The sequence below is a fragment of the Mesorhizobium sp. B2-3-12 genome (assembly GCF_006442205.1).
GTDB lineage: Bacteria > Pseudomonadota > Alphaproteobacteria > Rhizobiales > Rhizobiaceae > Mesorhizobium.
Map to the genome: position 1 here is coordinate 57,615 of NZ_VFVR01000010.1, position 25,245 is coordinate 82,859.

Below are 25,245 nucleotides of genomic sequence, written 5' to 3' on the forward strand. Positions count from 1 at the left end.
TGCCCGGCCTGGGCTCGGCATGCCTTACGAGGCGGCTGCCTCGGCCGCCTTCTTCTTGCGGTAGTGATAATTCTTGTCGATGCGCTCCATCAGATAATCACCATAGAGCACCGGCTCGTATTTCGGCTGTGTGCCGGCCGGCACGCAGACCGGAAGCGCGGCGATCGTCTCGTCCATCGACGGATCGAAGAAGAAGGGCTGCGAATAGCGCTCGCGTCCGGAGCGGTTGATGACGCGATGCGGCGTCGAGACAAACTGGTCGTTCGACCAGCGCGCCAGGATGTCGCCGACATTCATGACGAAGGAATCCGGGACCGGAGGTGCTGGAACCCAGTCGCCGGCCTTGTTCTTGACCTCGAGGCCGCCGACATTGTCCTGCGCCAGCAGCGTGATGAAACCATAATCGGTATGCGGCGCCGAACCGAAAAGCCCCTCTTCCTGGGGCTGCGTCGGATAGTGCAGCAGCCGCAGGAAGGTCGTCGGCTGCTCGAAATAGCGGTCGAGGCTGCCGGAGGGCAGCCCGAGCGAGAGCGCGATGGCGCGCACCATCTTGCGGGCGAGCGTGCTCATTTCCTGGACGTAGCGCTCGATCGTTTCCCGGAACCCGGCAAGAGCCGCCTCGTCAGGCCACTGGTTCGGGCCTTGCAACGGCTTGTCGGCCAAGGCCCGCGGATCATCGGCGCCGACCTCGTGCATGAAGAAGATCGATTCGCTCTGGTTCGGCTTGCTGACGGTCGCCACCGACGAGGTCACGATGGTCGAGCCGGCGAAGGGCAGGAAGCCGCGAAAATTCTTGTCGATCTTCAGCTTCGCCTTCTCCTCCTCGGGCAAGGCAAAGAAGCGCTTGGAAGCTTCGCGGACCGCTTCGACGTCGGCGCGCCGAATGGCGTGGCCGGTGACATAGAGGAAGCCGATCGTCTCGAGATAGCGGCGCAAGGTCGCTGCCGTTGCCCGGATCCCGGCTTCGTCGTCGCCATAGAGCGCCGAGACGTCGAGGATCGGAATTTCGGAAAAATCGCCGCGCTCTTGTGCATCCATTTTCGAACACCCTGTCTTGAACATAAGATACAGTACTGTATTTCTACACATCCGAACGGCCTCATCAATAGGCTTTCGATCGCAAAAACAAGGACGCGGCATCATGGCACCACGCAAGATCATCATCGACACCGATCCGGGCCAGGACGACGCCTTCGCCATCCTCTTCGCATTGGGATCGCCAGATGAGCTCGACGTGGTCGGCATCACCACGGTCGGGGGCAACGTGCCGCTTGCACTGACGTCGAAGAACGCCCTCAAGGTCGTGGAGCTTGCCGGGCGGCCCGATGTGCCTGTTCATGCTGGATGTCCGGCGCCGATGGTGCGCAAGCTGATCACCGCCGAATATGTCCATGGCGAAACCGGCCTCGACGGCGCCGACCTGCCCGAGCCGGTGACGCCGCTGCAAAGCGAACACGCGGTCAACTACATGGTGCGCACCATCATGGATGCGCCGGAAGGCGAATTGACCGTCTGCACGCTCGGGCCGATGACCAACCTGGCCATGGCCATGACCATGGAGCCGAGGATCGTATCTCGGCTGCGCGAAGTGGTGCTGATGGGCGGCGGCTTCTTCCAGGGCGGCAACGCCACGCCAGCCGCCGAGTTCAACATCTTCGTCGACCCGCATGCCGCGCACAAGGTGTTCGACAGCGGCGTGCCGGTGACCATGGCGGGCATCGACTGCACCTACACCGCGCTGATGACGCCCGAATGGCTGGACCGCTTGCGCGCCACCGGCAGCCGCGCCGCGATCGAGGCCGCGAACCTGGCGGACTTCTACCGCCAGTACGGCACCCACAAATTCGAGACGCCGGCACGCCCGATCCACGATGCCTGCGTCACCGGCTATCTCCTGGCGCCGCAAATCTATGAACAGCGCCAGTGCGCGGTGACGATCGACATCGTCTCGCCAGAGACGATCGGCATGACGGTCGTCGACTGGTGGCATGTGACCGGACGCCGCAAGAACTGCAACGTCCTGCGGCGCATCGATCCGGCGCCGTTCTTCAAACTCATGCTAGAGCGGATCAGCGCATTGCCCTGAGCTTGGCGCGGCCCGGCGCTCATAGAAACGCCGGGCCACTCTATCTCCTTGTTTTTACGCAATTCCCGACGAAAACCGTTACACACTCTTGCTGGAATTGCTCTAACGTTCCGCGATAATGGAGAGTTGATGAGTCGCCAAGCGCATGGGAGCCGGCAAACGGATTGCAGGCGTTGGGCAAGGCGATGAAGGTCTTGATCACATGAAAGCCGATAGCGCGCCGGCCAAAGGCAAGAGACCGTCCAAGCCTGCCGCGCCCGCGAAGGCGGCGCGGCAGACGCTGAGCCGCGAGGCCTGGATCGCGGCGGCGCGCAAGGTGCTGGAGAAGCACGGCATCGGCGAGGTGAAGATCGACCGCCTCGCCAAGCAGTTCAAGGTGACGCGCGGCAGCTTTTATTTCCACTTCACCAGCCTGGCCGATCTTCGCGACGGCCTGCTGCAGGAATGGCGGGACATCAATTGCCAGCCCTTCTGGGCGATGCGCGAGATGCACGACGTGGACGGCCTGCAGTTCTTCACCGACATCGTGCATGTCTGGGTCGACGAGGCACCGTTCAGCCCGCTGCTCGACCTCGCCGTGCGCGATTGGTCGCGAACGTCGAAAAAGCTGGCGCGGGAGGTCAAGGATATCGACGATTTGCGTGTCGAACTCCTGATGCGCTCCTTCCGCGCCATGGGCTATCCCCCGGACGAGAGCCTGGTCAGGGCCCGCATCACCTATTTCCACCAGATCGGCCAATATGCGCTGTCCTTCAAGGAGGACCCGGCGGTGCGCCGCAGCTACCAGCCGCTGTTCGGCGAAGTGCTGCTCGGGCCGCTGGTGCAGGAGCGGGGTTCAGCACCACGGCCGTCGGAGATTAAGGGCGGGCGATAGGAGACCACGAACGCGCCTCAACCCGTTAGGGGTATCGCGATACCGGCATGGTGGCTTCCCAACTGCCAGAAGGGCAGCCGGAACCGCTCACGCTCCGCTTCCACGACATGAAAACCCGCCGCATCGATCAGGTGCAATGGATCGCGGTTGAGATGGCAGCCGCCGGCAAGCCGGCTCCATATCCGGTTCAGACGTTCCTGCCACCGGCGGCAACGCGGCCCCTCGGCCTGGCCGTGCTCGATGAAGATCAACCGGCCGGTGGGCTTCAGCACGCGCCGGATCTCGGTCAGCGCCGCCTCGGGGTCCGGAATGGTGCAGAAGGCATAGGTGACGACCACCGTGTCGGCGACGCTGTCGGCCAAGGGCAGGTTTTCACCGCTGGCCCGGATGCAGTCGACATTGAATGGCAAAGAACGGCTCTTCGGTTCGGCCAGGCCGAGCATCGTGCCGTCGGGATCGACGCCGACGAGCCGCTTCACCCTGCCGGCGTCGTAATAGGGAAGGTTCAGGCCGGACCCGAAGCCGACTTCGACGACAACGCCCCCTGCCCGTGGAATCAGGCGCCTGCGCATGTCAGCGAAGGCGCTGGCCGAACAGCCGGCGTGGACCAGGTAGGGAGCAATGCAGCGCGCGTACCAGGAGAGACAGGATTGGCACATGTCTCAGCCTCCTTGCCCTGCGTCGGCAGCACCGAAAGGGGCGCCACCGCCGGCAAGGGGCCCTGATGTGCAATAGTGGGTGAAAGTATTGACCAGTGACATTTCTCGCTCCAAGGAGTCTCATGATCGGGTCCGATCGGCCCGATGTCGTGGGGATGGATAGAAGGCCGGCGTCCCCTCAACGTCCCTGCATGGCCGTGTGCGGATCGATGGAACGACTGGAATTCCGATTTCTGGGTTTTCCGGAGTTCCGCTTGAACGGCCGGCGGGTGGATCTCGCCCTGCGCAAGGCGGCGGCGCTCCTCATCTATCTCGTCGAGGCCAGCGGACCGGTGGCGCGCGAGGTCGTCGCCACGCTTTTGTGGCCAGAAGCCGATGAGCAGGCCGCACGCGCGCGACTGCGGCGTACGCTCTATAAAATCCGCATCGCCTTCGGCAGCGAGATCATCGCCGTCACGGGCGCCTCGCTGAGCCTGCACCCGGCGCTGTCCGCGGAGATCGACACCAGGGTTTTCGAGCAGGCCTGCAATTGCGGCGCTCTCGACGAGGCAGCCGGGATCTACATGGACGACTATCTCGTCGGCTTCTCGCTGCCGGACTGTCCGGAATTCGAGGAGTGGGTCTTCTTCCGGCGAGAGACCTTGCGCGGCCGGCTGGTGCAGGCGCTGGAGCGGCTCGTCGAAGCCAAGATCGGCGGCGGCGAGCCGCGTGGCGCGGTCGTTCATGCGACACGGCTGGCGGCACTCGACCCCTTGAGCGAAAGCGCGCACCGCCATCTGATCCGCGCTCACCTGGCGGCCGGGGACAGAGCGGCGGCCGAGCGCCAGATCGAGACGTGCATCCGGCTCTTGCGGGACGAACTCGGCGTCGCGCCGGACCCCGCCACGCTAGCCATGCTGCGCGAGCCAACTCAGGACGCTACCTTGGACGTGCCCAGGACGCGCTACGTCGCGGTGGACGGCATTCACATCGCGTACCAGATCGTCGGTAGCGGCCCGACGGACATCGTGCTTGTTCCCGGCTTCATTTCGCATGTCGAGCGTATCTGGGAAGACCCAGGCTGCCGCGCCTGGCTGACCGCGGTTTCGCGCCTGGGTCGCCTGATCCTCTTCGACCGGCGCGGCATGGGGCTTTCCGACCGCGTCGGCGCCCGACCCACGGTCGAGGCGACGGCGCAGGATATTCTGGCGGTCATGAACGCGGCCGGCAGCCGCCGGGCCTTGCTGGTCGGCGCGTCGGAGGGTGGGCCTGGCTGTATTCGCTTTGCCGTCGAGCATCCCGATCGCCTGACCGGCCTCGTCCTGTGGGGCTCGCTTGCCAAAGGCAGCCGCGCACCCGACTATCCCTTCGCCTTGACCGTCGCGCAGTATGATCTGTGGAAGCAACGCCTGCTCGCCGGCTGGGGCGGCCCGGCCGAAATCGAAACCTTCGCCCCGAGCCTCGCTGACGACCGCCAGGCGAGGACATGGTGGGCCGGATTGCTCAGGGCGGCCTCCAGCCCGGGCGCGGTCGCGGGCCTGCTGGAGGCGCTACGGGATGCCGATATCCGTCACCTCCTGGCAAAAGTCTCCGCCCCGACGATGATCCTCCACCGCTCCGGCGACCGCGCCGTGCGCATCGAAGCCGGGCGGTTCCTCGCGTCCAGCATTCCCGGCGCCCGGTTCATCGAAGTCGACGGCGACGACCACTGGTTCTGGGCCGGCGACCAGCAGGCGCTGCTCGACAGCATCGGCGCAATGGCGCGACGCGGCTGATCCCGCCTCACGCCGTCTTCTGTGCCACCAGTCCCAACTCTTCCACCATCGCCTGACGCATCAGGAATTTCTGCGGCTTGCCGGTCACCGTCATCGGCAACTCGGTGCGGAAGCGGATGTGGCGCGGTATCTTGTAATGGGCGATCTGGCCGGCGCAGAAGGCCTTGATCTCCTGTTCGGTGGCGACCTGGCCGGGCTTCAGCACGATCCAGGCGCACAACTCCTCACCATATTTGGCGTCGGGAATGCCGAAGACCTGCACTTCCCGAACCTTGGAGTGGCGGTAGAGGAATTCCTCGACCTCCTTGGGATAGACGTTCTCGCCGCCGCGAATGACCATGTCCTTGACGCGGCCGACAATGTTGCAATAGCCCTCGGCGTCGATGGTGGCGAGGTCGCCGGTGTGCATCCAGCCGTCGGTGTCGATTGCCTCACGGGTCTTTTCGTCGTCGTCCCAATAGCCCTTCATCACCGAATAGCCGCGCGTGCAAAGCTCACCCGGCTCGCCGACGGCAACGGTGGCGCCCTCGGCGTCGACCGCCTTGACCTCGACATGCGGATGGATGCGCCCAACGGTCGAGACGCGCTTTTCCAGCGGATCGTCGGTGCTGCTCTGGAACGAGACCGGGCTGGTCTCGGTCATGCCATAGGCGATGGTCACCTCCGACATATGCATCAGCGACACCACCTTCTTCATCACCTCGATCGGGCATGGCGAGCCGGCCATGATGCCGGTGCGCAGGCTGGAGAGATCGAAGGTCGGGAAATCCGGATGTTCGAGCATGCCGACGAACATGGTCGGCACGCCGTAGAGGCCCGTGCAGCGCTCCTGCGCGACCGCCTTCAGCGTCAGGCCGGGATCAAAACCCTCGCAGGGGAAAACCATCGTCGCGCCCTTCGACACACAGCCCATCGTGCCCATCGACATGCCGAAGCAGTGATAGAGCGGCACCGGGATGCAGAGCCGGTCGTCGACGGTGAGTTTTATCGCCGAGGTGACGAAATTGCCGTTGTTGACGATGTTGAGATGGGTGAGCGTCGCGCCCTTGGGCGCGCCGGTCGTGCCCGACGTGAACTGGACGTTGATCGCATCGCCAGGCTTCAGGCCCCCGGAGATGCGGTCGAGGCTGTCATGCTCGTCGCGGCCGGCCATGGCCAGCACGTCGCCGAAATTGAACATGCCTGGCGAGTTCTCCTCGCCCATGCGGATGACGATCCTGAGCGCCGGCAATTTCGCGGCCTTCAGCTTGCCGGGTGTCGCCGTGACGATTTCCGGCGCCAGCGTCTCGATCATGCCGAGATAGTCAGAGGTCTTGAAGCTCGCCGCCGTCACCAGCGCCTTGCAGCCAACCTTGTTGAGGGCATATTCCAGTTCGGTCAGCCGGTAGGCTGGATTGATGTTGACCAGGATCAGGCCGATGCGGGCGGTGGCGAATTGCGTCACCAGCCATTCCCAGCGGTTGGGCGACCAGATGCCGACCCGGTCGCCCTTGTGCAGGCCTAGTGCCAGGAAGCCGGCGGCCAGCGCATCGACGGTGTCCGACAGTTCGCTCCAGGTGAAGCGCTTGTCCTGGCCGACGAAGATTGCGGCATCGAGCGTGCCGTATTTGCTGACGGTATCGGAGAAAAGGGCTGGAATGGTCTGCTCCAGCAACGGAACCTTGCGCTCGCCGGAGACATGCGCCCTGCCGTCGACGGGCGCGACAAACACAATGCCGGAGCGCGCGCCGCGTCCGCGCAGATTGGTGGCGTTCTTCAGCTCGTCGAGATTGACCGGCATCGCTGTCTCCTCCCAGCACGGACCGAGCCTATCAGCCTGCCGGGACGGTGGAAATCCCGCCGATGGTCGAGGCGTCCCTCCCCTCGAGGGAAACCGGACTATCCGACCGCCGCCGCCATTTTCGCGGCTATATCGCGCAAGACGACCTCGTCGGCAGCGGAACGATCTTTCCTCGAGGCCACCAGGCAGGCCTGCGACTGCAGCACGACGCCATCGCCCAGCACCTTGAGATGGTTGGCGCGCAGCGTCGAGCCCGTCGAAGTGATGTCGACGATGACGTCGGCAAGCCCTGCCGCCGGCGCGCCCTCGGTGGCGCCGAGGCTCTCGACGATGCGGTAGACCTGGATGCCGTGCTTCTGCGAAAAGAACTGCTGCGTCAGCCGCCAGTATTTGGTGGCGATCCTGAGCCGCCGGCCATGGCGCTGGCGGAAATCGGCGGCGACGTCATCGAGATCGGCCATGGTGTCGACATCGAGCCATATCTCGGGCACCGCGACCACGACATCGGCATGGCCGAAGCCGAGACGAGCGACGATTTCGGCCCGCGCTTCCCATTCGGCGAGATTTTCCCGCACCAGATCCTCGCCGGTGATGCCGAGATCGACCGCGCCCTGCCCTATTTCGCCCGATATTTCGGAGGCCGACAGGAAGACCACTTCGACATTGTCCATGCCCCCGACGCGGGCGTGATATTTGCGCTCGTCGCCGGGCAGGCTGACGGCGAGGCCGGCCCTGGCCAGCAGCTCCAGCGCCTGCTCCTTCAGCCGGCCTTTCGACGGGATCGCCAGCGTGATCATGATGCCGTCTCCCGCAACGCCTCGATGCGGTCGAGCCACACGGAGAAGCCGACACCGGGTATCGCGGTCTTGGCGCCAAGCAGCGTCAGCAACCTGTCATAGCGGCCGCCACCGGCCAGGGGACGCTCGCCATCCCTGGCAGCGATTTCAAAGACCACACCGGTGTAATAATCGAGCGGACGGCCGAAGGCTGCGTCGTAGCGGATTTTTCCCGAGGGCAAGCCATGCGCCTCGATCGCCTTGGCGCGGGCCGCGAATTTTTCCAGCGCCGCACCCAATGAAAGTCCGGCGCCTGCGGCGAAAGACTCCAGCGCCCGCGTAGCGCTATCCAGCGGCACGTCGATGGCCAGAAAACCCTTCAGCGCCGCGAAGGCCTCGTTCGACAGCCGCACGCTGCGCAATTCGGCCTTCTCGATCAATCGCCGTGCAATGTCCGATGGCGCGCGCCCGGCCGATGCCGACAGGCCAGCCTCCTCCATGCCGCCGGCAATATGAGCTGACAGACCTTCGAGATCCCCGTCGAGCACAAGCGCCGCGACATCGCCGGAGAGTTGCCCGTTGCGCGGCGGGTTGGCGAGATCGGCGAGTGCCGCCTCCAGCATCGGCGCCGAGCCGAAGGCACGGGCCAGCCGCATGCGCCATCCGCGCGGCAGGCCGAGTGCCGCCAGCACCGCCTCGAAGATACCCTGGTCGCCGAGCGTGACCGACAGCGGCTGACCGGGCAGGACGAGCGACAGCAGCGCATGCGCGTCGGCCACCGAGCGGGCATCGGCTTCAGCCGTGTCGCGATCGCCGAGATCCTCGATGCCGGCCTGGAAAAACTCGTTGCCGCCCTCGCGGCGCTGGCGGAACACTTCGCCAAGATAGGAATAGCGGCGCGGCGTGCCGGCCTGGCTGGCGATATGATCGAGGCAAACCGGAATGGTGAATTCGGGCCGCAGGCAGAGTGTCTGTCCGGTCTCGCTTTCGGTAAGGAAAATGCGCCGGCGCAGATCCTCGCCGGCCATGTCGAGGAACGGATCGGCCGGCTGCAACACGGCGACTTCCACGGCGTGGGTGTCGCGGGTGGCGAAGAGGCTGGTGATGTCGGCTGATATGGCGGGGTAGCGGGAGGTCATGGACAGGATGGGCGCGAGGCACCCCCCTCTGTCCTGCCGGACATCTCCCCCTCAAGGGGGGAGATACGCAGCTTGATGCTCAGCGCCTCTTCATCGCTGAAGATTGGCGAAAGCCCCAGAGACATCCGATCTCCCCCCTTGAGGGGGAGATGGCCGGCAGGCCAGAGGGGGGCGCTCAAGCGCCACCTTTCGCGCGATCGGCAGCCTGCGCCGCCAAAATCTTCTTCACTTCGGCGACCAGCTCACCTTCCGCCACCGTCACCTGCGCCGGGCGTGCGGCGCGCCATTCGGCGTTGTCGGTGATTTCGGCTGACATGCGGGCGCCTTCGATCAGGTCCTTGATCTGCAGTTCGCCCTTGGCGCGCTCGTCACCGCCCTGGATGATTGCGACCGGACAGCCGCGCCGGTCGGCATATTTGAGCTGCGCCTTCATGCCGGCGCCGCCGAGATACATTTCGGAGCGGATGCCGGCGGCGCGCAATTGCGAGACCATCTTCTGGTAGCGGCCAAGGCTTTCCGTGTCCTTGTCCATGACCAGCACGACGACCGGCGCGATGACGTCGGCGCTGTCGAGCTTGCCGAGATTCTTCAGCGCCGTCATCAGCCTGGAAACACCGATGGAAAAACCGGTCGCCGGCACCGGCTCGCCGCGGAAGCGCGAGACCAGACCGTCATAACGGCCGCCACCGCCGACCGAACCGAAGCGTACGATCTGGCCATCCTCATTGGGAATTTCGGCCAGCAGTTCGGCCTCGAAGACGGGGCCAGTGTAATATTCGAGGCCGCGCACGACGGAACGGTCCATGGCGACGCGGTCCTCGGCATATCCAGCGGCCCTGACCAGGGCCTCGATCGTCGCGAGTTCACCAACGCCTTCCTGGTAGGTCGCGTTGCCGCTGACACTGGCGTCCTGGCCGGCCTGCGCATTGCGCGCCGTCGCCAGAAGAACGGCCTCGGCTTGCGTATCGTCCAGCCCGGCGCCCTTGGCGAAGTCGCCTTCGCCTTCCTTGCCGCCGTCCCAGCGCCCCGGGCCAAGCAGAAGCCGGACACCTTCCGGACCAAGCTTGTCCAGCTTGTCGATGGCGCGCAGCACCGTCAGCCGGCGCCCGGCATTCTCCTCGCCGCCGAGGCCGATCGCATCCAGCACGCCGTCCAGCACCTTGCGGTTGTTGACGCGGATGACGTAGTCGCCGCGCTTGATGCCGAGCGCTTCCATGACGTCGGCCATCATCATCGCCATCTCGGCATCGGCGGCGACGCCCGGCGTGCCGATCGTGTCGGCGTCGAACTGCATGAATTGGCGGAAGCGGCCGGGGCCGGGCTTTTCGTTGCGGAACACCCAGCCGGACCGGTAGCTGCGGTATGGCTTGGGCAGGCGTTCGAAATTCTCGGCGACGAAACGCGCGGTGGGTGCCGTCAGGTCGTAACGCAGCGACAGCCACTGGTCGTCGTCGTCCTGGAAGGAGAACACGCCTTCGTTCGGCCTGTCCTGGTCGGGCAGGAATTTGCCCAGCGCATCGGTGTATTCGATCAGCGGCTGGTCAGCCGGCTCGAAGCCGTAAAGCTCGTAGACCGAGCGGATCGTCGCCATCATCTTCTCGACGGCACGGATGTCCTCGGCGCCGCGGTCGGCAAATCCGCGCGGCAGCCGCGCTTTCGTCTTTTCGGATTTGTCGGCCATGAGTTTCGCTCGGTGTCTTGTGTTGGAGTGTTGCGATTTTCGCAACGCGCGTGTCCTAACTTATGAGGCTCTACCCGGCAAGGCCGGCTGCGGGCATGGCGTCCATGCATTGCGAGAGAGCAAGCGCGGGCGTTCGCCGAAACAAAAACGCACCAGGAATGAAACAATGCCGCCATGAGCGCGGCATCGTGCCGACACAATCGCGGCCGATATAGCGCACCGAAACGAGGGGTTCGGGACATGAGCAGCGCAACGGAATTCCATGCCAACAGCGAGGCCGGTGAACTGCCGGCACGCCTGCGTCCGGCGAGCAGTCATGCACCGAAAATGGTTGGCCAGACGGCCGGGCCGTTCGATGTGCCGGCCGGCACAAGCAAGGGGCCTTCCCTGCGCGACGCCCTGGTGACCGGGCTGCTGGTGATCTATCCGACGGTGGCCACCGTGGCGGCAATCGTCGCCGGTCTGTTCCTGGCCGGCGCCAACGGCACCTGAAAGCACCCGCCTCACGGAAGCGATTTCATTCTTGATCGGGGGATTGAGCATGCGCCTGAGCTACGCATACGCGCTTGGCTGCGCACTTCTTCTTGGAGCGGCCAATCCGGCCGATGCTGCCGGCTGCAAGCCCGGCGACGCGGGCCTTGCCGGGCATTACTATCTGCGCGGCGTCATGGAGGTCGGCTCCGAACTGCTGCTCAGGAAAGACGGCAGCTTCGAATTCATGCTCGCCTATGGCGCCAACGACCAGTACGGCAAGGGCTGTTGGGTGAAGAAGGGCTCGACGGTCGAGGTCATTCCCGCCGGACGCAGCGCGGCATCGACCCATCATACGCCCGACGACAGCGGTTTCAGCGGCCTTGTGCTGACCATTTCCGGCCGCAGCCTGGTGTGGGACATCAATGGCAGCGGGCACGAGGGACGGTTCGAGAAGTGAGGGCAGCGCGAGCATTCGGAGGTTCGCGCCGCCCCTCATCCGGCCCTTCTGGCCACCTTCTCCCCGTGAACGGCGTGAACGGGGAGAAGGCAAAAGTGGCTATTTCGGCCGCTTGAAAGCCTTCCGCTCTTTCTCGATCTCCTTGCGGCACACACAGCCTTCGAGATGGTCGTTGACCAGGCCCATGGCCTGCATGAAGGCGTAGACGGTGGTCGGGCCGACAAAGGTCCAGCCGCGCTTCTTCAGCTCCTTCGAAATCCGGACCGAGACCGCGGTGGTCGGGTTGGCGCGCAGATGGGCGAGGTCGACGGTTTGCGGCCGCTCCTCCTTGCCGGGTTCGAACTTCCAGAACCAGGCGGCCAGCGAGCCGAACTCGTCGACCATCTCGCGGGCGCGTTTGGCATTGTTGATGGTCGAGACGATCTTGCCGCGATGGCGAATGATGCCGGCATTGCCGAGCAGGCGCTCGACATCCCTATCGGTGAAGGCGGCGACCTTGTCGAAGTCGAAGCCGGCGAAGGCCTCACGAAAATTCTCCCGCTTGCGCAGAATGGTCAGCCACGACAGCCCCGACTGAAATCCTTCCAGGCAGATCTTTTCGAACAGCCTGCGGTCGTCGGCCACCGGCCGGCCCCATTCATGGTCGTGGTAGTGCAGATAGTCCGGCAGATTGCCATGCCAGAAGCAGCGCACGACACCGTCGGGACCGGCAAGCAGGCCGGTATTTTCATTGCTCATCTCAAGAAATCCATTCGTTAATGCGCTTGCGCGCCGCTTTTACCGTGGCTTTACCAGATTCCTGAACCCGGCGGTAACCACACCAAAAGGTTTACCGACAGAACCGCATTTTACGCATTCCGATTCATGTTTCGGTTGCTGCTCGCCGCCAATGATCGCGAAAACCGGGAGCGTTCTTGCCCGGTGTATCAGGCGATCAAGGTGCGCTCCCGATGAAATTCCTGCTTCCGTTGTTCAGCGCGGCAGTGCTTGCCGCGAGTACCATGCCCTCCCTTGCCAATGACCGCTATGCCGACAGGCCGCCGGTGATGGTGAGCCCCGACCTTTCCGCGCCCTGGGTGCTGCAGCTTGGCCAAGCGCCCGGCATCGTGCGGCAGAACCGGCAGGCCGTGCAACAGCAGCCGCGCCAGCGCACCGCGCAGCCCGACCGCGTGCAGACGGCGGGCGTGCCGGCGCCGGCCAAGCGCACGGTCATGCGGCCGCAGATCAACCCGGTCTACCTGCCGCAGGAAGTCGCTTATGACGGCGGCCAGAAGCCAGGCACCATCGTCATCGATACCACGCAGAACTTCCTCTATCTGGTCGAGAAGAACGGCAAGGCGCGGCGTTACGGCGTCGGCACCGGCAAGCCCGGCTTCGAATGGTCGGGCACGCACAAGATCACCAACAAGCGCGTCTGGCCGGATTGGCGTCCGCCAGCCGAGATGATCAAGCGCGAGGCGGCCAAGGGCCGCTATCTGCCGACCTATCTGGCCGGCGGCATGGAAAACCCGCTCGGCGCGCGTGCACTCTATCTCGGCACGACGGAGTACCGCATCCACGGCACCAACCAGCCCTGGACGATCGGCGGTGCGGTGTCGTCGGGTTGCATACGCATGCGCAACGAGGACGTGGTCGACCTTTATGAGCGGGTCAATGTCGGAACCACGGTCGAGGTGATATAATAGCTTACGCGAATCACTGGCCGGCAAAGCACTTCGCTTTTCGAGGCCAGGACAGGGATAACGGGGGACGGGCCGTATGGGGATGCGGTCGGTCAGGAAGGGCAGCGCGGGAAACCGCGCTGCCCTCTCTTTTTGGCTGGTGTCGGATGTGGCCCGCGTCGTTGCGTCGCGCAGGAGGTATCGCCGTTCGCTTTCGTGCTGACATTTTCGACGTTCTTTTGCTATGTCGGCGCCAATGAACGAAAGAGTCCCTCCATGTCCCTGACCGACGACAGCCGCTATCTCAAGGGCGGCCCGGTTGCCCAGCGCATCATCGCCGCCGTGCGCGAGGATGCGGCCATTGCCAAAGCCGAGGGTTTTCCGCCCAAGCTGATCTCGATCACCGTCGGCGATACCGACGCGGTCGATGTCTATGTGCGCAACCAGCGCGCCAAGGCCCAGCTCGCCGGCATCGATTTCGAGGAGCGGCGCTTTCCCGCCACCATCACCTCCGGCGAACTCGAAGCGGCGATCCACGGGTTGAACGCCGATCCGCGTGTCACCGGCATCATCATCCAGCGGCCGGTTCCGGCGCATATCCCGATCAAGACGCTGCAGGCGGCCGTACATCCGCTGAAGGATGTCGAGGGCATGCACCCGGCCTCGATCGGCAACATCGTCTACAACCAGCTCGATCTGGCGCCCTGCACGGCCGCTGCCTCGGTCGAGTTGCTCAAGGAAACCGGCCTCGACCTCAAGGGGCTGGAAGTGGTCATCGTCGGCCATTCGGAGATCGTCGGCAAGCCGATCGCCTTCCTGCTGATGAGCGAAGGCGCGACGGTCACTGTCTGCCATCACATGACGCGCTCGGTCGCCGCCCATGCGCGGCGCGCCGACGCGCTGTTCGTCGCCGTCGGCAAGCCCAGGCTGATCAAGGCCGACATGGTCAAGCCGGGTGCCGCCGTGATCGACATCGGCATCAATTCGGAGATCGGACCAGACGGGGCGAGCCGCATTGTCGGCGACGTCGACACCGAAAGCGTGCGCGAGGTTGCCTCCTGGATCACACCCGTGCCGGGCGGCGTCGGCCCGATCACGGTGGCGATCCTGCTGCGCAACACGATGGTCGCGCTCAGCCGCCAGCGCGCGCTCTACGAGGCGACCTACGGCACGGCCGACAGGCTGGCGGCGGAATAGCGCCGGAACGGACGGCTATTCCGCCGCGATCAGGCCGTCTTCCGCAACGCCGTCCGGTCTTGGCCCGCCATAGGCCCAATCGAGCAATTTGATCGTGTGCACCACCGGCATGCTGGCGGCGGAGGCGATCTGCGTGATGCAGCCGATATTGCCGGTGGCGACGACCGACGCGCCCGTCGCCACGATGTTCTTCACCTTGCGGTCACGCAGCCTGGCCGAGATCTCCGATTGCATGATGTTGTAGGTGCCGGCCGAACCGCAGCAGAGGTGCCCCTCGCGCGGCTCGCGCACGATGAAACCGGCCTTGGCGAGCAGTTCCTTCGGCTGGCGCGTAATCTTCTGGCCGTGCTGCATCGAGCAGGCCGAGTGATAGGCGACGATCGTGCCCGGCTTGCGCATTGGTTCCGGCAGATCGATGGCGGCGAGATACTCGGTGACGTCCTTGGCCAGCGCCGACACGCGCGCGGCCTTGTCGGCATAGGCGGGATCGAGGCGCAGCATGAAGCCGTAATCCTTGATCGTCGTGCCGCACCCGGACGCGGTGACGATGATGGCGTCGAGCCCGCCCTGTTCCACGGCGCGGGTCCAGGCATCGACATTTTGCCTGGCCGAGGCAAGGGCGGCTTCTTCCCGCCCCATATGATGGACCAGCGCCCCGCAGCAGCCCTCGGCCGGCGGCACCACCACCTCGATACCGAGCCGGGTCAGCAACGAAATGGTGGTGTCGTTTATGCCGGGATCGAGCACCGATTGGGCGCAGCCGGTGAGGATCGCGACGCGTCCTCTTTTTGCTCCCTGTCCGGCATGGACGCCCGGCAAGGCCATCGGCGAGGCCGCCGGAATGGATGCCGGCGCGAGCTTGAGCATGGCGCCGAGCGGCTTCAGCGCCGGGATCTTCTCGAACAGGCCTATGAATGGCTTGCCCAGCTTCGCCAGTTTGAGCGCGGCGCGGAAACGCCGGGGATAGGGCAGCACGAAGGCCAGCATGGCGCGGATCAGCCGATCGAGCAGCGGGCGCTTGTAGGTTTCCTGGATATGGGCACGGGCATGGTCGACCAGATGCATGTAGTTGACGCCCGACGGGCAGGTGGTCATGCAGGCGAGGCACGACAGGCAACGGTCGATATGGGTGACGATTTCCTTGTCGGCGGGACGGCCGTTCTCCAGCATGTCCTTGATCAGGTAGATGCGCCCGCGCGGTGAATCGAGTTCGTTGCCGAGCGTCACATAGGTCGGGCAGGTAGCGGTGCAGAAGCCGCAATGCACGCATTTGCGCAGGATCTTTTCGGACTCGGCGACATCTGGATCGGCAAGCTGCTCGGGCAAAAAATTGGTCTGCATCTCTGACGCTCTGTTTAGACGCAATTCCGGACGAAAAACCGTTTCACACTTTTCCTGGAATTGCTCTAGGCCATGCGGCCGGGATTGAGGATGTTCTTGGGGTCGAATTCCTGTTTCAGCCGCTGGCTCAGCGCCGCCAGCGCCGGCGCCTGCGGCTCGAACACCGGCAGCGCGGCGCGATGGGCCGGCGCGGCGCGCACCAGCGTCGCGTGGCCGCCGCCATGTTTGCGCAACAGCCCGCGCAGGAGGCCGGCTTCGGGATCGCCCTCCTCCATGCGCAGCCACACCAGCCCGCCCTGCCAGTCGTAGAACGCGCTTACGGCAGCCTGCATGCGCAGCGTCAGGACCATCTGGTGCCCCTGCGCGGGCGTCATCGACACGCGCCAGACCGGCTTCTCGCTGCCATCGGCGAATGGCTTGCAATCGCGCACGTCGCGCCAGATCGCCTTCGAGGCCTCACCGGAAATCTCCTCCAGCGGCCCCGCCCTGCCGAGCAGTGCCTTCAGCGCCGCGATGCGGTACGCAACGGACGGGCCAAAGCCTTCGACGCGCAGCAGCGTGGCGGCTTCACTGCCAAGACTTCCACCGGCGACGCGCGCGGCGATCCGCTCCGGCAGATGGGCCGCGCTCGATACTTCCGCGCTGGAGCCGAGCGCCAGGGCCATGGCACTTGCCGCGGCATCGTCGAGCAGCCCACGGACGGCGAGCGTCACCTCCGTCTCGGCGGCCGGCAGCACCTTGAAGGTGACGTCGGTGAACACGGCCAGCGTGCCCCAGCTGTTGGCCATCAGCTTGGAGAGATCGTAGCCGGTGACGTTCTTGACCACGCGGCCGCCGGACTTGAAGGCCTCGCCCCGGCCGGAGACGACGTTGATACCCAGGATATGGTCGCGCGCGGCGCCCGCCTTCAGCCGACGTGGGCCGGACAGGTTCGCGCCAAGTACACCGCCGATGGTGCCTTTGCCCGGCTCGCCACCGAGCAACGGGCCGTAGTCCATCGGCTCGAACGCCAGTTGCTGGCTGTTTTGCGCCAACAGCTTCTCGATATCGGCCAGCGGCGTGCCTGATTTGGCCGACAGCACCAGTTCGGCCGGCTCGTAGAGGGTCACGCCGGAGAGTTTCGACAGGTCGAGTGTGTGCTCGGTCTGCAACGGACGGCCGATGCCGCGTTTGGAGCCGTGGCCGACGATTTCGAGCGACGTTTCCTCCGCCCCCGCCCAGGCAACGGTGGAGAGGACTTCGTCTGACGTGGTCGGGGTGAAGGTGGTCATTGGCGTGACATGCCACTTGCAAGTGCAGAGACGTCGAGTTCCTTCACACCCCCCTCTGTCCTGCCGGACATCTCCCCGGCAAGGGGGGAGATTGGCCGCTTCAATGTCGCGCCCGCTGCCCAACGTAGGTAGTTGGCGAAGGGGGCTATCGGAGTCGATCTCCCCCCTTGCGGGGGAGATGTCCGGCAGGACAGAGGGGGGTGTTCAGGCACCAACATGCAACTCAAAACCTCGGAATGTCCGGAAACGCCACCTGCCCCCGATGCACATGCATGCGCCCTAGCTCGGCGCAACGGCGCAGTTGCGGGAACACCTTTCCGGGGTTGAGCAGATGGTTGGGGTCGAAGGCGCATTTGACGCGCATCTGCTGGTCGAGATCGACCTGATTGAACATTTCCGGCATCAGGTCGCGCTTCTCGACTCCCACCCCATGCTCGCCGGTGAGCACGCCACCGACCTTGACGCAGAGCCGCAAAATATCGGCGCCGAAGCTTTCGGCCTTGTCGAGTTCACCCGGCACGTTGGCATCGTAGAGGATCAGCGGATGCATATTGCCGTCGCCGGCGTGAAAGACGTTGGCGACGCCGAGACCGTATTTTTCCGACAGCTCGCGCATGCCGGCCAAGACGCGCGGCAACTCCTTGCGCGGGATGGTGCCATCCATGCAGTAATAGTCGGGCGAGATGCGGCCGACGGCGGGGAAGGCCGCCTTGCGGCCGGCCCAAAAACTCAGCCGCTCCTGCTCGGACTGCGAGATGCGGCACGTGGTCGAGCCGTTGCGAATAGCGATCGTCTCGACCGCGGTGATGAGATGATCGACCTCGACACCGGGGCCATCGAGTTCGACGATCAGCAGCGCCTCGACATCGAGGGGATAGCCGGCATGGACGAAATCCTCGGCAGCGTGGATCGCCGGCCGGTCCATCATTTCCATGCCGCCTGGAATGATGCCGGCGCCGATGATGTCGGCGACGCACTGGCCGCCCTGCTCGCTGGTCGGAAAGCCGATCAGCAAGGCGCGCGCCGTCTCCGGCTTCTTGAGGATGCGTACCGTGACCTCGGTGACGACGCCGAGCAGACCTTCCGAGCCGGTCATCACGCCGAGCAGATCATAGCCTTCCGCGTCGAGGTGGCTGCCCCCGAGCCGCACCACCTCGCCATTCATCAGCACCATCTCGATGCCCAGCACATTGTTGGCGGTGAGGCCGTATTTCAGGCAGTGCACGCCGCCGGAATTCTCCGCCACATTGCCGCCGATCGAGCAGGCGATCTGGGAGGATGGATCGGGGGCGTAGTAGAAGCCCTCCTGCTCGACGGCTGACGTGATGCCAAGATTGGTGACGCCGGGCTGGGCGACGACAATGCGGTTGGGAAAATCGATCTCGATAATGCGATTGAAACGGCTCATCACCAAAAGCACCGCGTCTTCGAGCGGCAGGGCGCCGCCCGACAGCGAGGTGCCGGATCCGCGCGGTACGACGCGGATGTTGCGGTCGTTGCAGTATTTCAGCACCCGCGAAACCTGCGCGACCGTCTCGGGCAGCACCACGACCAGCGGCAGTTGGCGGTAGGCGGTCAGGCCATCGCTCTCGAAGGCGCGCATGGCGTTGGCGGCGTCGACGACACCCTCGCCCGGCACGATGATGCGCATGTCGGCGACGATTTCGCTGCGCCGGCGCAGCGTCTCGGCGTCTGGCTTGGGCATGGCAAGGCCGGACATCGGCGCTTCCTCCACTCAACTGGTAAAAATGATTTACCAGCTAGCGGCATTTGTTGCAAACCTTGCTTTGGTGGCGGCCAGGCTGCGGACGCAGGCAAAGCTTCCGCAGCGGCAATCTGCCGCTACACATCTGTCGCGCCCGAAACATGGCGCGGACTATTCGCCCGGATGTCTGGCCGGCTCGGAATGCATCCGTCGCACCCTGCGCACGCCCCACCAGACCAGCAGGATGGCAACCGGCACGGACGCCGCGGTGACGACCTCGGGCGCGAAGGCGTGGCCAAAGACCGACGCCCCCTTGGCGACATAGCCGATGAGGCCGACAACGTAATAGGAGACGGCGGCGACCGAGAGCCCTTCGACGGTCTGCTGCAGGCGCAGTTGCAAGCGGGCGCGGTTGTTCATCGAGGCGAGCAGGTCGCGATTCTGCTTCTCGACCTCGACGTCGACCCAGGTCCGCAGCAGCGTGGTGGCACGGGTCAGCTTGCGTGACAGGTTGGCCTGGCGCTCCTCGACCGAGCGGCAGGTGCGCATAGCTGGCGCCATGCGCCGCAGCAGAAAGCCCGCCCAGGTGTCGTAGCCCTGCACAGGCTCCTCATCCAGCGCCTCCAGCCTTTCCGTGACGATGCCGTCATAGGCGCGGCTGGCGCCGAAGCGGTAAAGGCTGGAAGCGGCGTCCGCCTCCAGCTCGGCGGCGAGTTCGGTCAGGCCGGCGAGCAGCGTCTGGTTGTCGCGCGTCTCGGCGACCTTCATTTCCAGTGTCGTCTGCGCCAGGCGGTCCTCGATGCGGCGAGCGCGGCCGGACAAGGTAAGCGCCAGCGGCAGGCCGAGCATGGCAAGCGTGCGGTAGGTCTCGATGTCGATCAGCCGCTGCGACAGCGCGCCGGTGCTGGCCGGCGTCAGACCCCGGTCGAGCACCAGCATGCGGGTCATGCCGTCGCCATCCTGGCGGAAGTCGGTGACGATGGCCGCGCTGCCGCGCTCGACCAGCGAGTAACAGAGGCTGGTCGGGTCGAAGCCGGCGACCTGCCTCTCACTCGTCTGGGTCCATTTGCGGATTTCGAGCCGGATGCCCGAGATGACGGTTCCCGGCGGGGAAAAGCCGTTGCCGAAGGGCGAATCCTCCTGCCCCCGGCCGTTCTCGGCCAGCGGCCCTTCCCAAAGGTAGGTCGAGAACTCCGTATGCCGCTCCCAGCGCAGCGTGCCCTTGCCCCATTTCATGGCGTGGTGGCGGGCATGCCGCTCGGGGGCGGCGATGCCAAGACGGCGCGACAGTTCCGAAAGCACGGCATGGTCGACCGCGGAGCCGCCTTCGGTCATGAAGGAGAGCTGGACGAGGACGCGCGGCTTCTCGACCAGCGGATGCGGGCGGGCGTGAACCTCGCCGAGCGCGCCGGGCCGGCCTTCGTGCGCCGGAAAGCCCATGACGCTGCCTTGGCTGCGCGGCTGGAATTCAAGATTGGACGGCTCGTCCGACACGTCTGGTCCCCCTGGTTTCGACCCTTCGTGCAATCGCGCCGTCTTGCGGCAATCGGCAAGGGAGGTAAACAGCAAAGTTTAGCGCCGGGCGATATGCCGGCGCGGCGCGGAAATCGACGGGTCGAGACGAATTGGATAAATAATTTGACCAGTTGGCGACAGTGGCTTTAATCTGCGCGACATTCATTCCGTTCCCCAGGCGCTTCCCTTGAGCGACATTTTCTCCAGGATCGAGCATTCGCGCACCGCCGACGAGGTGGTGCAGCAGATCGAAAGCCTCATCCTCGAAGGCGTGCTGCGCACCGGCGACCGGCTGCCGGGCGAGCGCGAACTGGCGCGCCAGTTCGATGTGTCGCGGCCGATCCTGCGCGATGCGCTGAAGGCGCTCGAAGGACGCGGGCTGCTGACGACCAAGGCCGGCGGCGGCACGCATGTCGCCGACATTATCGGCCAGCTGTTCAGCAAGCCGGTGGCGGATCTGATCTCGACGCATCGCAAGGCGGTCGCCGACTATCTGGAGTATCGCCGCGAAATGGAAGGCATAGCGGCCGAATACGCGGCGCGGCGCGCCACACCGGAAGACATCGCCCTGCTCGACCGCATCATGGCGCGCATGGACGAGGCGCATCGCACCGGCAATTTCGACGACGAGGCCGAGATCGACGTCGAATTCCATCACGCGATCTGCGAATGCGCGCACAACATCCTGCTCTTGCACACGCTGCGCTCCTGCTACCGGCTCTTGTCGGAAGGCGTGTTCCAGAACCGGCTGCTGGTGTTCACCGTGCCCGGCGCGCGCGAGGCGCTGCTGGCGCAGCACCGGGCGATCCACGCCGCGGTCAAGGCCGGCGACCCGGCCGGCGCCCGCCAGGCGGCCATGGAGCACATGACCTATGTCGAGCGTTCGATGGCGGAAGCCGAACGCAGCGGCGACTGGCAACGTGTGTCGCGGCTGCGGCTGCGGCAGCGCTCGGACGCCGGCGACAGCGAACCAGCGCGCGGACGCTCCTAATCATTCGATCAAGCGGGGACCATCATGAGCGACATTCTCACCATCGCAGACCTCAAGGATCTCGCGCGCCGGCGCGTGCCCAAGATGTTCTTCGACTATGCCGATTCGGGCGCCTGGACCGAGAGCACCTACCGGGCGAACGAGGAAGACTTCCAGAAGATCAAGTTCCGCCAGCGTGTGCTGGTCGACATGAGCAACCGCTCGCTGGAATCGACCATGATCGGCGAGAAAGTGTCGATGCCGGTGGCGCTGGCGCCGACCGGCATGACCGGCATGCAGCATGCCGACGGCGAGATGCTGGCGGCGCGGGCGGCGGAGGAATTCGGCGTGCCGTTCACGCTCTCCACGATGAGCATCTGCTCGATCGAGGATGTCGCCTCGGTGACGAAGAAACCGTTCTGGTTCCAGCTCTACGTGCTGCGCGACAAGGAGTTCGTGCTCGATTTGATCGACCGGGCGAAGGCGGCGAAGTGCTCGGCGCTGGTGCTCACCCTCGACCTGCAGATCCTTGGCCAGCGCCACAAGGACGTCCGCAACGGGCTGTCGGCGCCGCCCAAGATGACGCTGGCCAACATCATCGACCTGGCCAGCAAGCCGCGTTGGTGCCTGGGAATAGCCGGCACCAAGCGCCGCACCTTCCGCAACATCGTCGGCCACGCCAAGGGCGTTGGCGACGTCTCTTCGCTGTCGTCCTGGACGACGGAGCAGTTCGATCCGCAGCTGTCATGGAAGGATGTCGCCTGGATCAAGGAACGCTGGGGCGGCAAGCTGATCCTGAAAGGCATCCTCGACAAGGAGGATGCGCTGATGGCCGCCAAGACCGGCGCCGACGCGATCATCGTTTCCAACCATGGCGGGCGCCAGCTCGACGGCGCGTCGTCCTCGATCATGGCGCTGGAAGAGATCGCGGACGCGGTCGGCGACACAATAGAAGTGCATATGGACGGCGGCATCCGCTCCGGCCAGGACGTGTTGAAAGCGCTCTGCCTGGGCGCCAAGGGCACCTATATCGGCCGGCCATTTCTTTACGGCCTGGGCGCACTCGGCAAGGAAGGCGTTACCAAAGCGTTGGAAATCATCCGCAAGGAGATGGACATCACGCTGGCGCTGTGCGGAAAGCGTCTGGTCACCGACATGGGCAAGGACCAGCTCAGGCGCTAAATCCGTGACATCTGACCATGGAGATATCCAGACGTTGGCGGAACCAGGCATCCATTTCCTCGACGCATACGGGCCGGAAGGCGTGCGTCTCTACGCAATCGGCGACGTGCATGGCCGGCTCGACCTGCTGGCCGCCATGCACGGCCAGATCGCGGCCGAGATCGCCAGGGACCGTGTCGCGGACTGGCGCATCATCCATCTTGGCGATTATGTCGATCGCGGACCGGACTCCAAAGGCGTCATCGACTTCCTGATCGAGGCGCGTGAACGCGATGCGCGAAACCTGATGCTGGCCGGCAACCACGACATCGGCTTCCTCGACTTTCTCAAGACGCCCGACCCTGAAGGGCTCTTCATCCGTTACGGCGGCATCCAGACCGCGCAATCCTATGGGGTGGCGATCAACAACGGCAGCGGCGTCTGGTTCGGCAAGGCCGAGTCAGCCATGCGCAAGGGACACCAGGCCCTGCTCGAGGCCGTGCCGCAAAGTCATGTCGACTTCCTGCGGTCGCTGCCGTTCTCGGTGACGTCGGGCGACTTCTTCTTCTGCCATGCCGGCATCAGGCCGGGCATTGAGCTGGAGAAGCAGAACCCGCAGGATCTGATCTGGATCCGTGACGTCTTCCACGATCACACAGGTCTCTTCCCGAAGATCGTGGTGCACGGCCACACGCCGGTCCCCGAGGCTGAAGTGATGGCCAACCGCGTCAATGTCGACACGCTCGCCTGGCAATCAGGCATGCTCACCGCGCTCGTCGTGGACGGCGCGGACAAACGCATCCTGGAAATGTCGATAAAGGAGCCTTGAGCCCCCGGTCCGAGGACGCGAGGATACCCTGGCTCAGCGCAGGGAGGCGGTGACGCCGTAGCCGTCGACCGCATTGTGGTTGTTGGCGGCGTCGGCGGCATAGATACCCAGGCCGCAAAGCACGATTGCGGACAACATGGCAAAGGACAGAAGCGCTGCTTTCACGGACGTCATCTCTTGTTGAGCTCTCTGCATCTGTGCACCAGGCGGTTACCAATGCGTTGAAATGGATAATTCGCTTCAAAGTTTCGAAGATTTCGCGCTTCTAGGCGCGTTCTGTATCGGCGGTGTGTCGCACGGGTCACACAAAAGGTTCACCGCGGTTGCACAGCCGATGCAGGGCGCGCGCCTTCTAGGATAGCGGGCGGACACAAGCCAAGGATGAAAGGGGTTTTCCCGGACGGATTCTTGGCCGCGTGCCAATTATGCCACGCAGAGCATCAACGGACGCTTAGATCGTCGCTACCCAGGCACGGGCAATGGCAAGGCCAGCAGCATCGGCGTCGGGTCCGTTGCGGGCCATTTCGCCGTCCAGCTTGCCAGCCCAGTCGGGATGGCGCGCGGCAATGGTGGGCGCGAAGGAGGAACTCCAGTCCTGCACCATCGGCCGGTCGGCTTCGAAATGGAACTGGAAACCGTAGACGGCGCGGCCGACGCGAAACGCCTGGTTTTCGGCGATGTCGTTGCCGGCGAGCCGCACGGCGTCTTCCGGCAGTTCGAACGTGTCGTCGTGCCACTGGAAGATCGGGAACTTTTCCGGCAGCTCGGCCATCACCGGGTCGGCCTTGGCATCCGGCGTCAGCGACACGCCGCGCCAGCCGAACTCATTGGCGCCGCCGATGCGGTTCTCGCCGCCAAAGGCGCGGGCGACGAGCTGGCTGCCGAGGCAGATGCCGAGCACGGCGCGGTCCTTGCCGGCAAAATCGCGGGTCAGTTCGAGCAGCGCCGGAAAATAGGGACATTCATCGTCGGCCAGCGCATTCTGGCCGCCGCCGAGAACCACCATGGCATCATGGCCGGCCGCGTCCCGCGGCAGCGGATCGCCCTTGTAGGGCAGGCGTATATCGAGGTCGGCACCGGCTTCCGCCAGTGCCGCGCCGACCTGGCCGAGCCCGGTATTGTCGTAGTTCTGGACCACCAGCACCCGCATGGAAAAACGCTGCTGACATGAAAACGATGCGACAAGCGATATCATGGCGCCAGCATTTCAGCCAAGATGCGTGCCCAGGAGAAAACTATGCCACTGCGGAACCGGGTCGATCCGTTCGGCGCCATTCACGCCGTGCCGGAACGCGGCCTGTTCACCGGAAATCGCGGCATCATCCACGACCCGGCAACGAAGACGCTCCTGAGAAAGCGCTGGGCGCTCCAGGCCTGGATCATCTGCGTGTGTCAATTCCGCGACGTGCGGCGCGAGCCGATGGGCCGCAACCGGCCCGGTGGCAAGGCCGGCTGGACCGAACTGTTCTTCCTCGACGAGGTGACGGCGCTCGCCGCCGGGCACCGGCCCTGCTTCTTTTGCCAGCGCGAACGGGCCAGGGATTTTGTCGGCCGTTTCGGCGAAGCCTTCGGCATTGCCGAGCCGCGCGCCCCGCACGTCGACAAGCGGTTGCACAAGGAGCGGCTGGCTTCCGGCGGCAGACGGCCCGCCATCGCAGCGGATGCGCTTGCCCGCCTGCCGGACGGCGCGATGATCGCGGATGGCGGCAGCGCTTATGCCTGGCGCCACGGCAAGATGTTGCCGTGGGCTTTTGCCGGATACGGCCCGCCGACCAGCCTTGATCGGTTCGAGGCCAAGTCGCTTGTGCTGCTGACCCCGGAAACGACCCTTGCCGTCCTGCGTCACGGCTTTCAACCCATGTGGCATCCTTCGGCCGAGGCTTGACGGCGGCGGCCGGCTCGCCCATTCCTCGGC

Annotated in this window: 24 protein-coding genes; 11 read left to right on the plus strand and 13 right to left on the minus strand. The window is 64.9% G+C overall.

Going from position 1 to position 25,245, the window contains the following annotated elements; translation table 11 throughout:
* Positions 1 to 24: 24 nt before the first annotated feature.
* Positions 25 to 1,038: a 2OG-Fe(II) oxygenase family protein gene (locus tag FJ948_RS25000; protein ID WP_140709208.1), complete on the minus strand. Its 1,014-nt coding sequence runs from the start codon at positions 1,036 to 1,038 to the stop codon at positions 25 to 27.
* Positions 1,039 to 1,141: 103 nt separating this feature from the next.
* Here FJ948_RS25000 and FJ948_RS25005 point away from each other — a divergent pair, with 103 nt between their 5' ends.
* Together FJ948_RS25005 and FJ948_RS25010 are read left to right on the plus strand one after the other, a co-directional pair.
* Positions 1,142 to 2,086 carry a nucleoside hydrolase gene (locus tag FJ948_RS25005; RefSeq protein ID WP_140709210.1) on the plus strand — a complete coding sequence of 315 codons (945 nt, stop codon included), beginning with the start codon at positions 1,142 to 1,144 and terminating at the stop codon, positions 2,084 to 2,086.
* A 202-nt stretch (positions 2,087 to 2,288) separates the two neighbouring features.
* Entirely contained in the window at positions 2,289 to 2,960 is a 672-nt protein-coding gene (locus FJ948_RS25010; protein WP_140709212.1) for a TetR/AcrR family transcriptional regulator, read from the plus strand.
* Between the two features lie 17 nt (positions 2,961 to 2,977).
* On the opposite strand, the gene FJ948_RS25015 is transcribed toward FJ948_RS25010, so the two are convergent.
* Positions 2,978 to 3,619, minus strand: a complete 642-nt coding sequence (locus FJ948_RS25015) for a class I SAM-dependent methyltransferase (RefSeq protein WP_140709214.1) — start codon at positions 3,617 to 3,619, stop codon at positions 2,978 to 2,980.
* Positions 3,620 to 3,828: 209 nt separating this feature from the next.
* Here FJ948_RS25015 and FJ948_RS25020 point away from each other — a divergent pair, with 209 nt between their 5' ends.
* Positions 3,829 to 5,373, plus strand: coding sequence for an alpha/beta hydrolase (locus tag FJ948_RS25020; protein WP_140709216.1), 1,545 nt, complete (start codon positions 3,829 to 3,831; stop codon positions 5,371 to 5,373).
* A 7-nt stretch (positions 5,374 to 5,380) separates the two neighbouring features.
* Here FJ948_RS25020 and FJ948_RS25025 read toward each other — a convergent pair whose 3' ends face one another.
* From FJ948_RS25025 to hisS, 4 genes are all read right to left on the minus strand, one after another.
* Positions 5,381 to 7,153, minus strand: a complete 1,773-nt coding sequence (locus tag FJ948_RS25025; RefSeq protein ID WP_140709218.1) for an AMP-binding protein — start codon at positions 7,151 to 7,153, stop codon at positions 5,381 to 5,383.
* A 98-nt stretch (positions 7,154 to 7,251) separates the two neighbouring features.
* Positions 7,252 to 7,950, minus strand: a complete 699-nt coding sequence (hisG, locus tag FJ948_RS25030) for an ATP phosphoribosyltransferase (protein ID WP_140709220.1) — start codon at positions 7,948 to 7,950, stop codon at positions 7,252 to 7,254.
* Positions 7,947 to 9,068: an ATP phosphoribosyltransferase regulatory subunit gene (locus FJ948_RS25035; protein ID WP_140709222.1), complete on the minus strand. Its 1,122-nt coding sequence runs from the start codon at positions 9,066 to 9,068 to the stop codon at positions 7,947 to 7,949. Before FJ948_RS25035 ends, hisG begins: the two co-directional genes overlap by 4 nt.
* Positions 9,069 to 9,243: 175 nt before the next feature.
* Positions 9,244 to 10,749 carry a histidine--tRNA ligase gene (hisS, locus tag FJ948_RS25045; protein WP_140709224.1) on the minus strand — a complete coding sequence of 502 codons (1,506 nt, stop codon included), beginning with the start codon at positions 10,747 to 10,749 and terminating at the stop codon, positions 9,244 to 9,246.
* 240 nt (positions 10,750 to 10,989) lie between these two features.
* On the opposite strand from hisS, the gene FJ948_RS25050 reads away from it, so the two are divergent.
* Positions 10,990 to 11,241: a hypothetical protein gene (locus tag FJ948_RS25050; protein WP_140709226.1), complete on the plus strand. Its 252-nt coding sequence runs from the start codon at positions 10,990 to 10,992 to the stop codon at positions 11,239 to 11,241.
* Positions 11,242 to 11,290: 49 nt separating this feature from the next.
* Positions 11,291 to 11,680, plus strand: a complete 390-nt coding sequence (locus FJ948_RS25055) for a hypothetical protein (RefSeq protein WP_140709228.1) — start codon at positions 11,291 to 11,293, stop codon at positions 11,678 to 11,680.
* A 99-nt stretch (positions 11,681 to 11,779) separates the two neighbouring features.
* On the opposite strand, the gene FJ948_RS25060 is transcribed toward FJ948_RS25055, so the two are convergent.
* Entirely contained in the window at positions 11,780 to 12,418 is a 639-nt protein-coding gene (locus tag FJ948_RS25060; protein ID WP_140709230.1) for a DNA-3-methyladenine glycosylase I, read from the minus strand.
* A 212-nt stretch (positions 12,419 to 12,630) separates the two neighbouring features.
* On the opposite strand from FJ948_RS25060, the gene FJ948_RS25065 reads away from it, so the two are divergent.
* Together FJ948_RS25065 and FJ948_RS25070 are read left to right on the plus strand one after the other, a co-directional pair.
* Positions 12,631 to 13,362, plus strand: a complete 732-nt coding sequence (locus FJ948_RS25065) for a L,D-transpeptidase (RefSeq protein ID WP_140709232.1) — start codon at positions 12,631 to 12,633, stop codon at positions 13,360 to 13,362.
* A gap of 255 nt (positions 13,363 to 13,617) precedes the next feature.
* Entirely contained in the window at positions 13,618 to 14,538 is a 921-nt protein-coding gene (locus FJ948_RS25070; protein ID WP_140709234.1) for a bifunctional 5,10-methylenetetrahydrofolate dehydrogenase/5,10-methenyltetrahydrofolate cyclohydrolase, read from the plus strand.
* A gap of 15 nt (positions 14,539 to 14,553) precedes the next feature.
* Here FJ948_RS25070 and glcF read toward each other — a convergent pair whose 3' ends face one another.
* The 4 genes from glcF to FJ948_RS25095 form a co-directional block, all read right to left on the minus strand.
* Positions 14,554 to 15,879 (minus strand): glycolate oxidase subunit GlcF, encoded by a 1,326-nt coding sequence (gene glcF / locus FJ948_RS25075; protein WP_140709236.1) that lies wholly within the window; start codon positions 15,877 to 15,879, stop codon positions 14,554 to 14,556.
* A gap of 65 nt (positions 15,880 to 15,944) precedes the next feature.
* Positions 15,945 to 17,150, minus strand: coding sequence for an FAD-binding protein (locus tag FJ948_RS25080; RefSeq protein WP_140709238.1), 1,206 nt, complete (start codon positions 17,148 to 17,150; stop codon positions 15,945 to 15,947).
* A 223-nt stretch (positions 17,151 to 17,373) separates the two neighbouring features.
* Positions 17,374 to 18,870, minus strand: coding sequence for an FAD-linked oxidase C-terminal domain-containing protein (locus tag FJ948_RS25090; protein WP_140709240.1), 1,497 nt, complete (start codon positions 18,868 to 18,870; stop codon positions 17,374 to 17,376).
* A gap of 156 nt (positions 18,871 to 19,026) precedes the next feature.
* On the minus strand, positions 19,027 to 20,349 hold the full coding sequence (locus tag FJ948_RS25095) for a DUF3422 family protein (RefSeq protein ID WP_140709242.1): 1,323 nt from the start codon (positions 20,347 to 20,349) through the stop codon (positions 19,027 to 19,029).
* 208 nt (positions 20,350 to 20,557) lie between these two features.
* Between FJ948_RS25095 and FJ948_RS25100 the strand changes: the two genes are divergently transcribed.
* The 3 genes from FJ948_RS25100 to FJ948_RS25110 are packed head-to-tail and all read left to right on the plus strand — an operon-like array spanning position 20,558 to position 23,330.
* On the plus strand, positions 20,558 to 21,361 hold the full coding sequence (locus FJ948_RS25100) for an FCD domain-containing protein (protein WP_140709244.1): 804 nt from the start codon (positions 20,558 to 20,560) through the stop codon (positions 21,359 to 21,361).
* Positions 21,362 to 21,385: 24 nt separating this feature from the next.
* Positions 21,386 to 22,522, plus strand: a complete 1,137-nt coding sequence (locus FJ948_RS25105; RefSeq protein WP_140709246.1) for an alpha-hydroxy acid oxidase — start codon at positions 21,386 to 21,388, stop codon at positions 22,520 to 22,522.
* A 34-nt stretch (positions 22,523 to 22,556) separates the two neighbouring features.
* Complete coding sequence (locus FJ948_RS25110; protein WP_140709352.1) at positions 22,557 to 23,330, plus strand: metallophosphoesterase; 774 nt, start codon at positions 22,557 to 22,559, stop codon at positions 23,328 to 23,330.
* 33 nt (positions 23,331 to 23,363) lie between these two features.
* Here FJ948_RS25110 and FJ948_RS30950 read toward each other — a convergent pair whose 3' ends face one another.
* Entirely contained in the window at positions 23,364 to 23,495 is a 132-nt protein-coding gene (locus tag FJ948_RS30950; RefSeq protein WP_013893872.1) for a hypothetical protein, read from the minus strand.
* A 286-nt stretch (positions 23,496 to 23,781) separates the two neighbouring features.
* On the minus strand, positions 23,782 to 24,480 hold the full coding sequence (locus tag FJ948_RS25120) for a type 1 glutamine amidotransferase (protein ID WP_140709250.1): 699 nt from the start codon (positions 24,478 to 24,480) through the stop codon (positions 23,782 to 23,784).
* 87 nt (positions 24,481 to 24,567) lie between these two features.
* On the opposite strand from FJ948_RS25120, the gene FJ948_RS25125 reads away from it, so the two are divergent.
* A complete protein-coding gene (locus FJ948_RS25125; protein WP_140709252.1) occupies positions 24,568 to 25,215 on the plus strand; it encodes a hypothetical protein in 648 nt (215 codons plus the stop codon).
* The last annotated feature ends 30 nt before the right edge of the window (positions 25,216 to 25,245 follow it).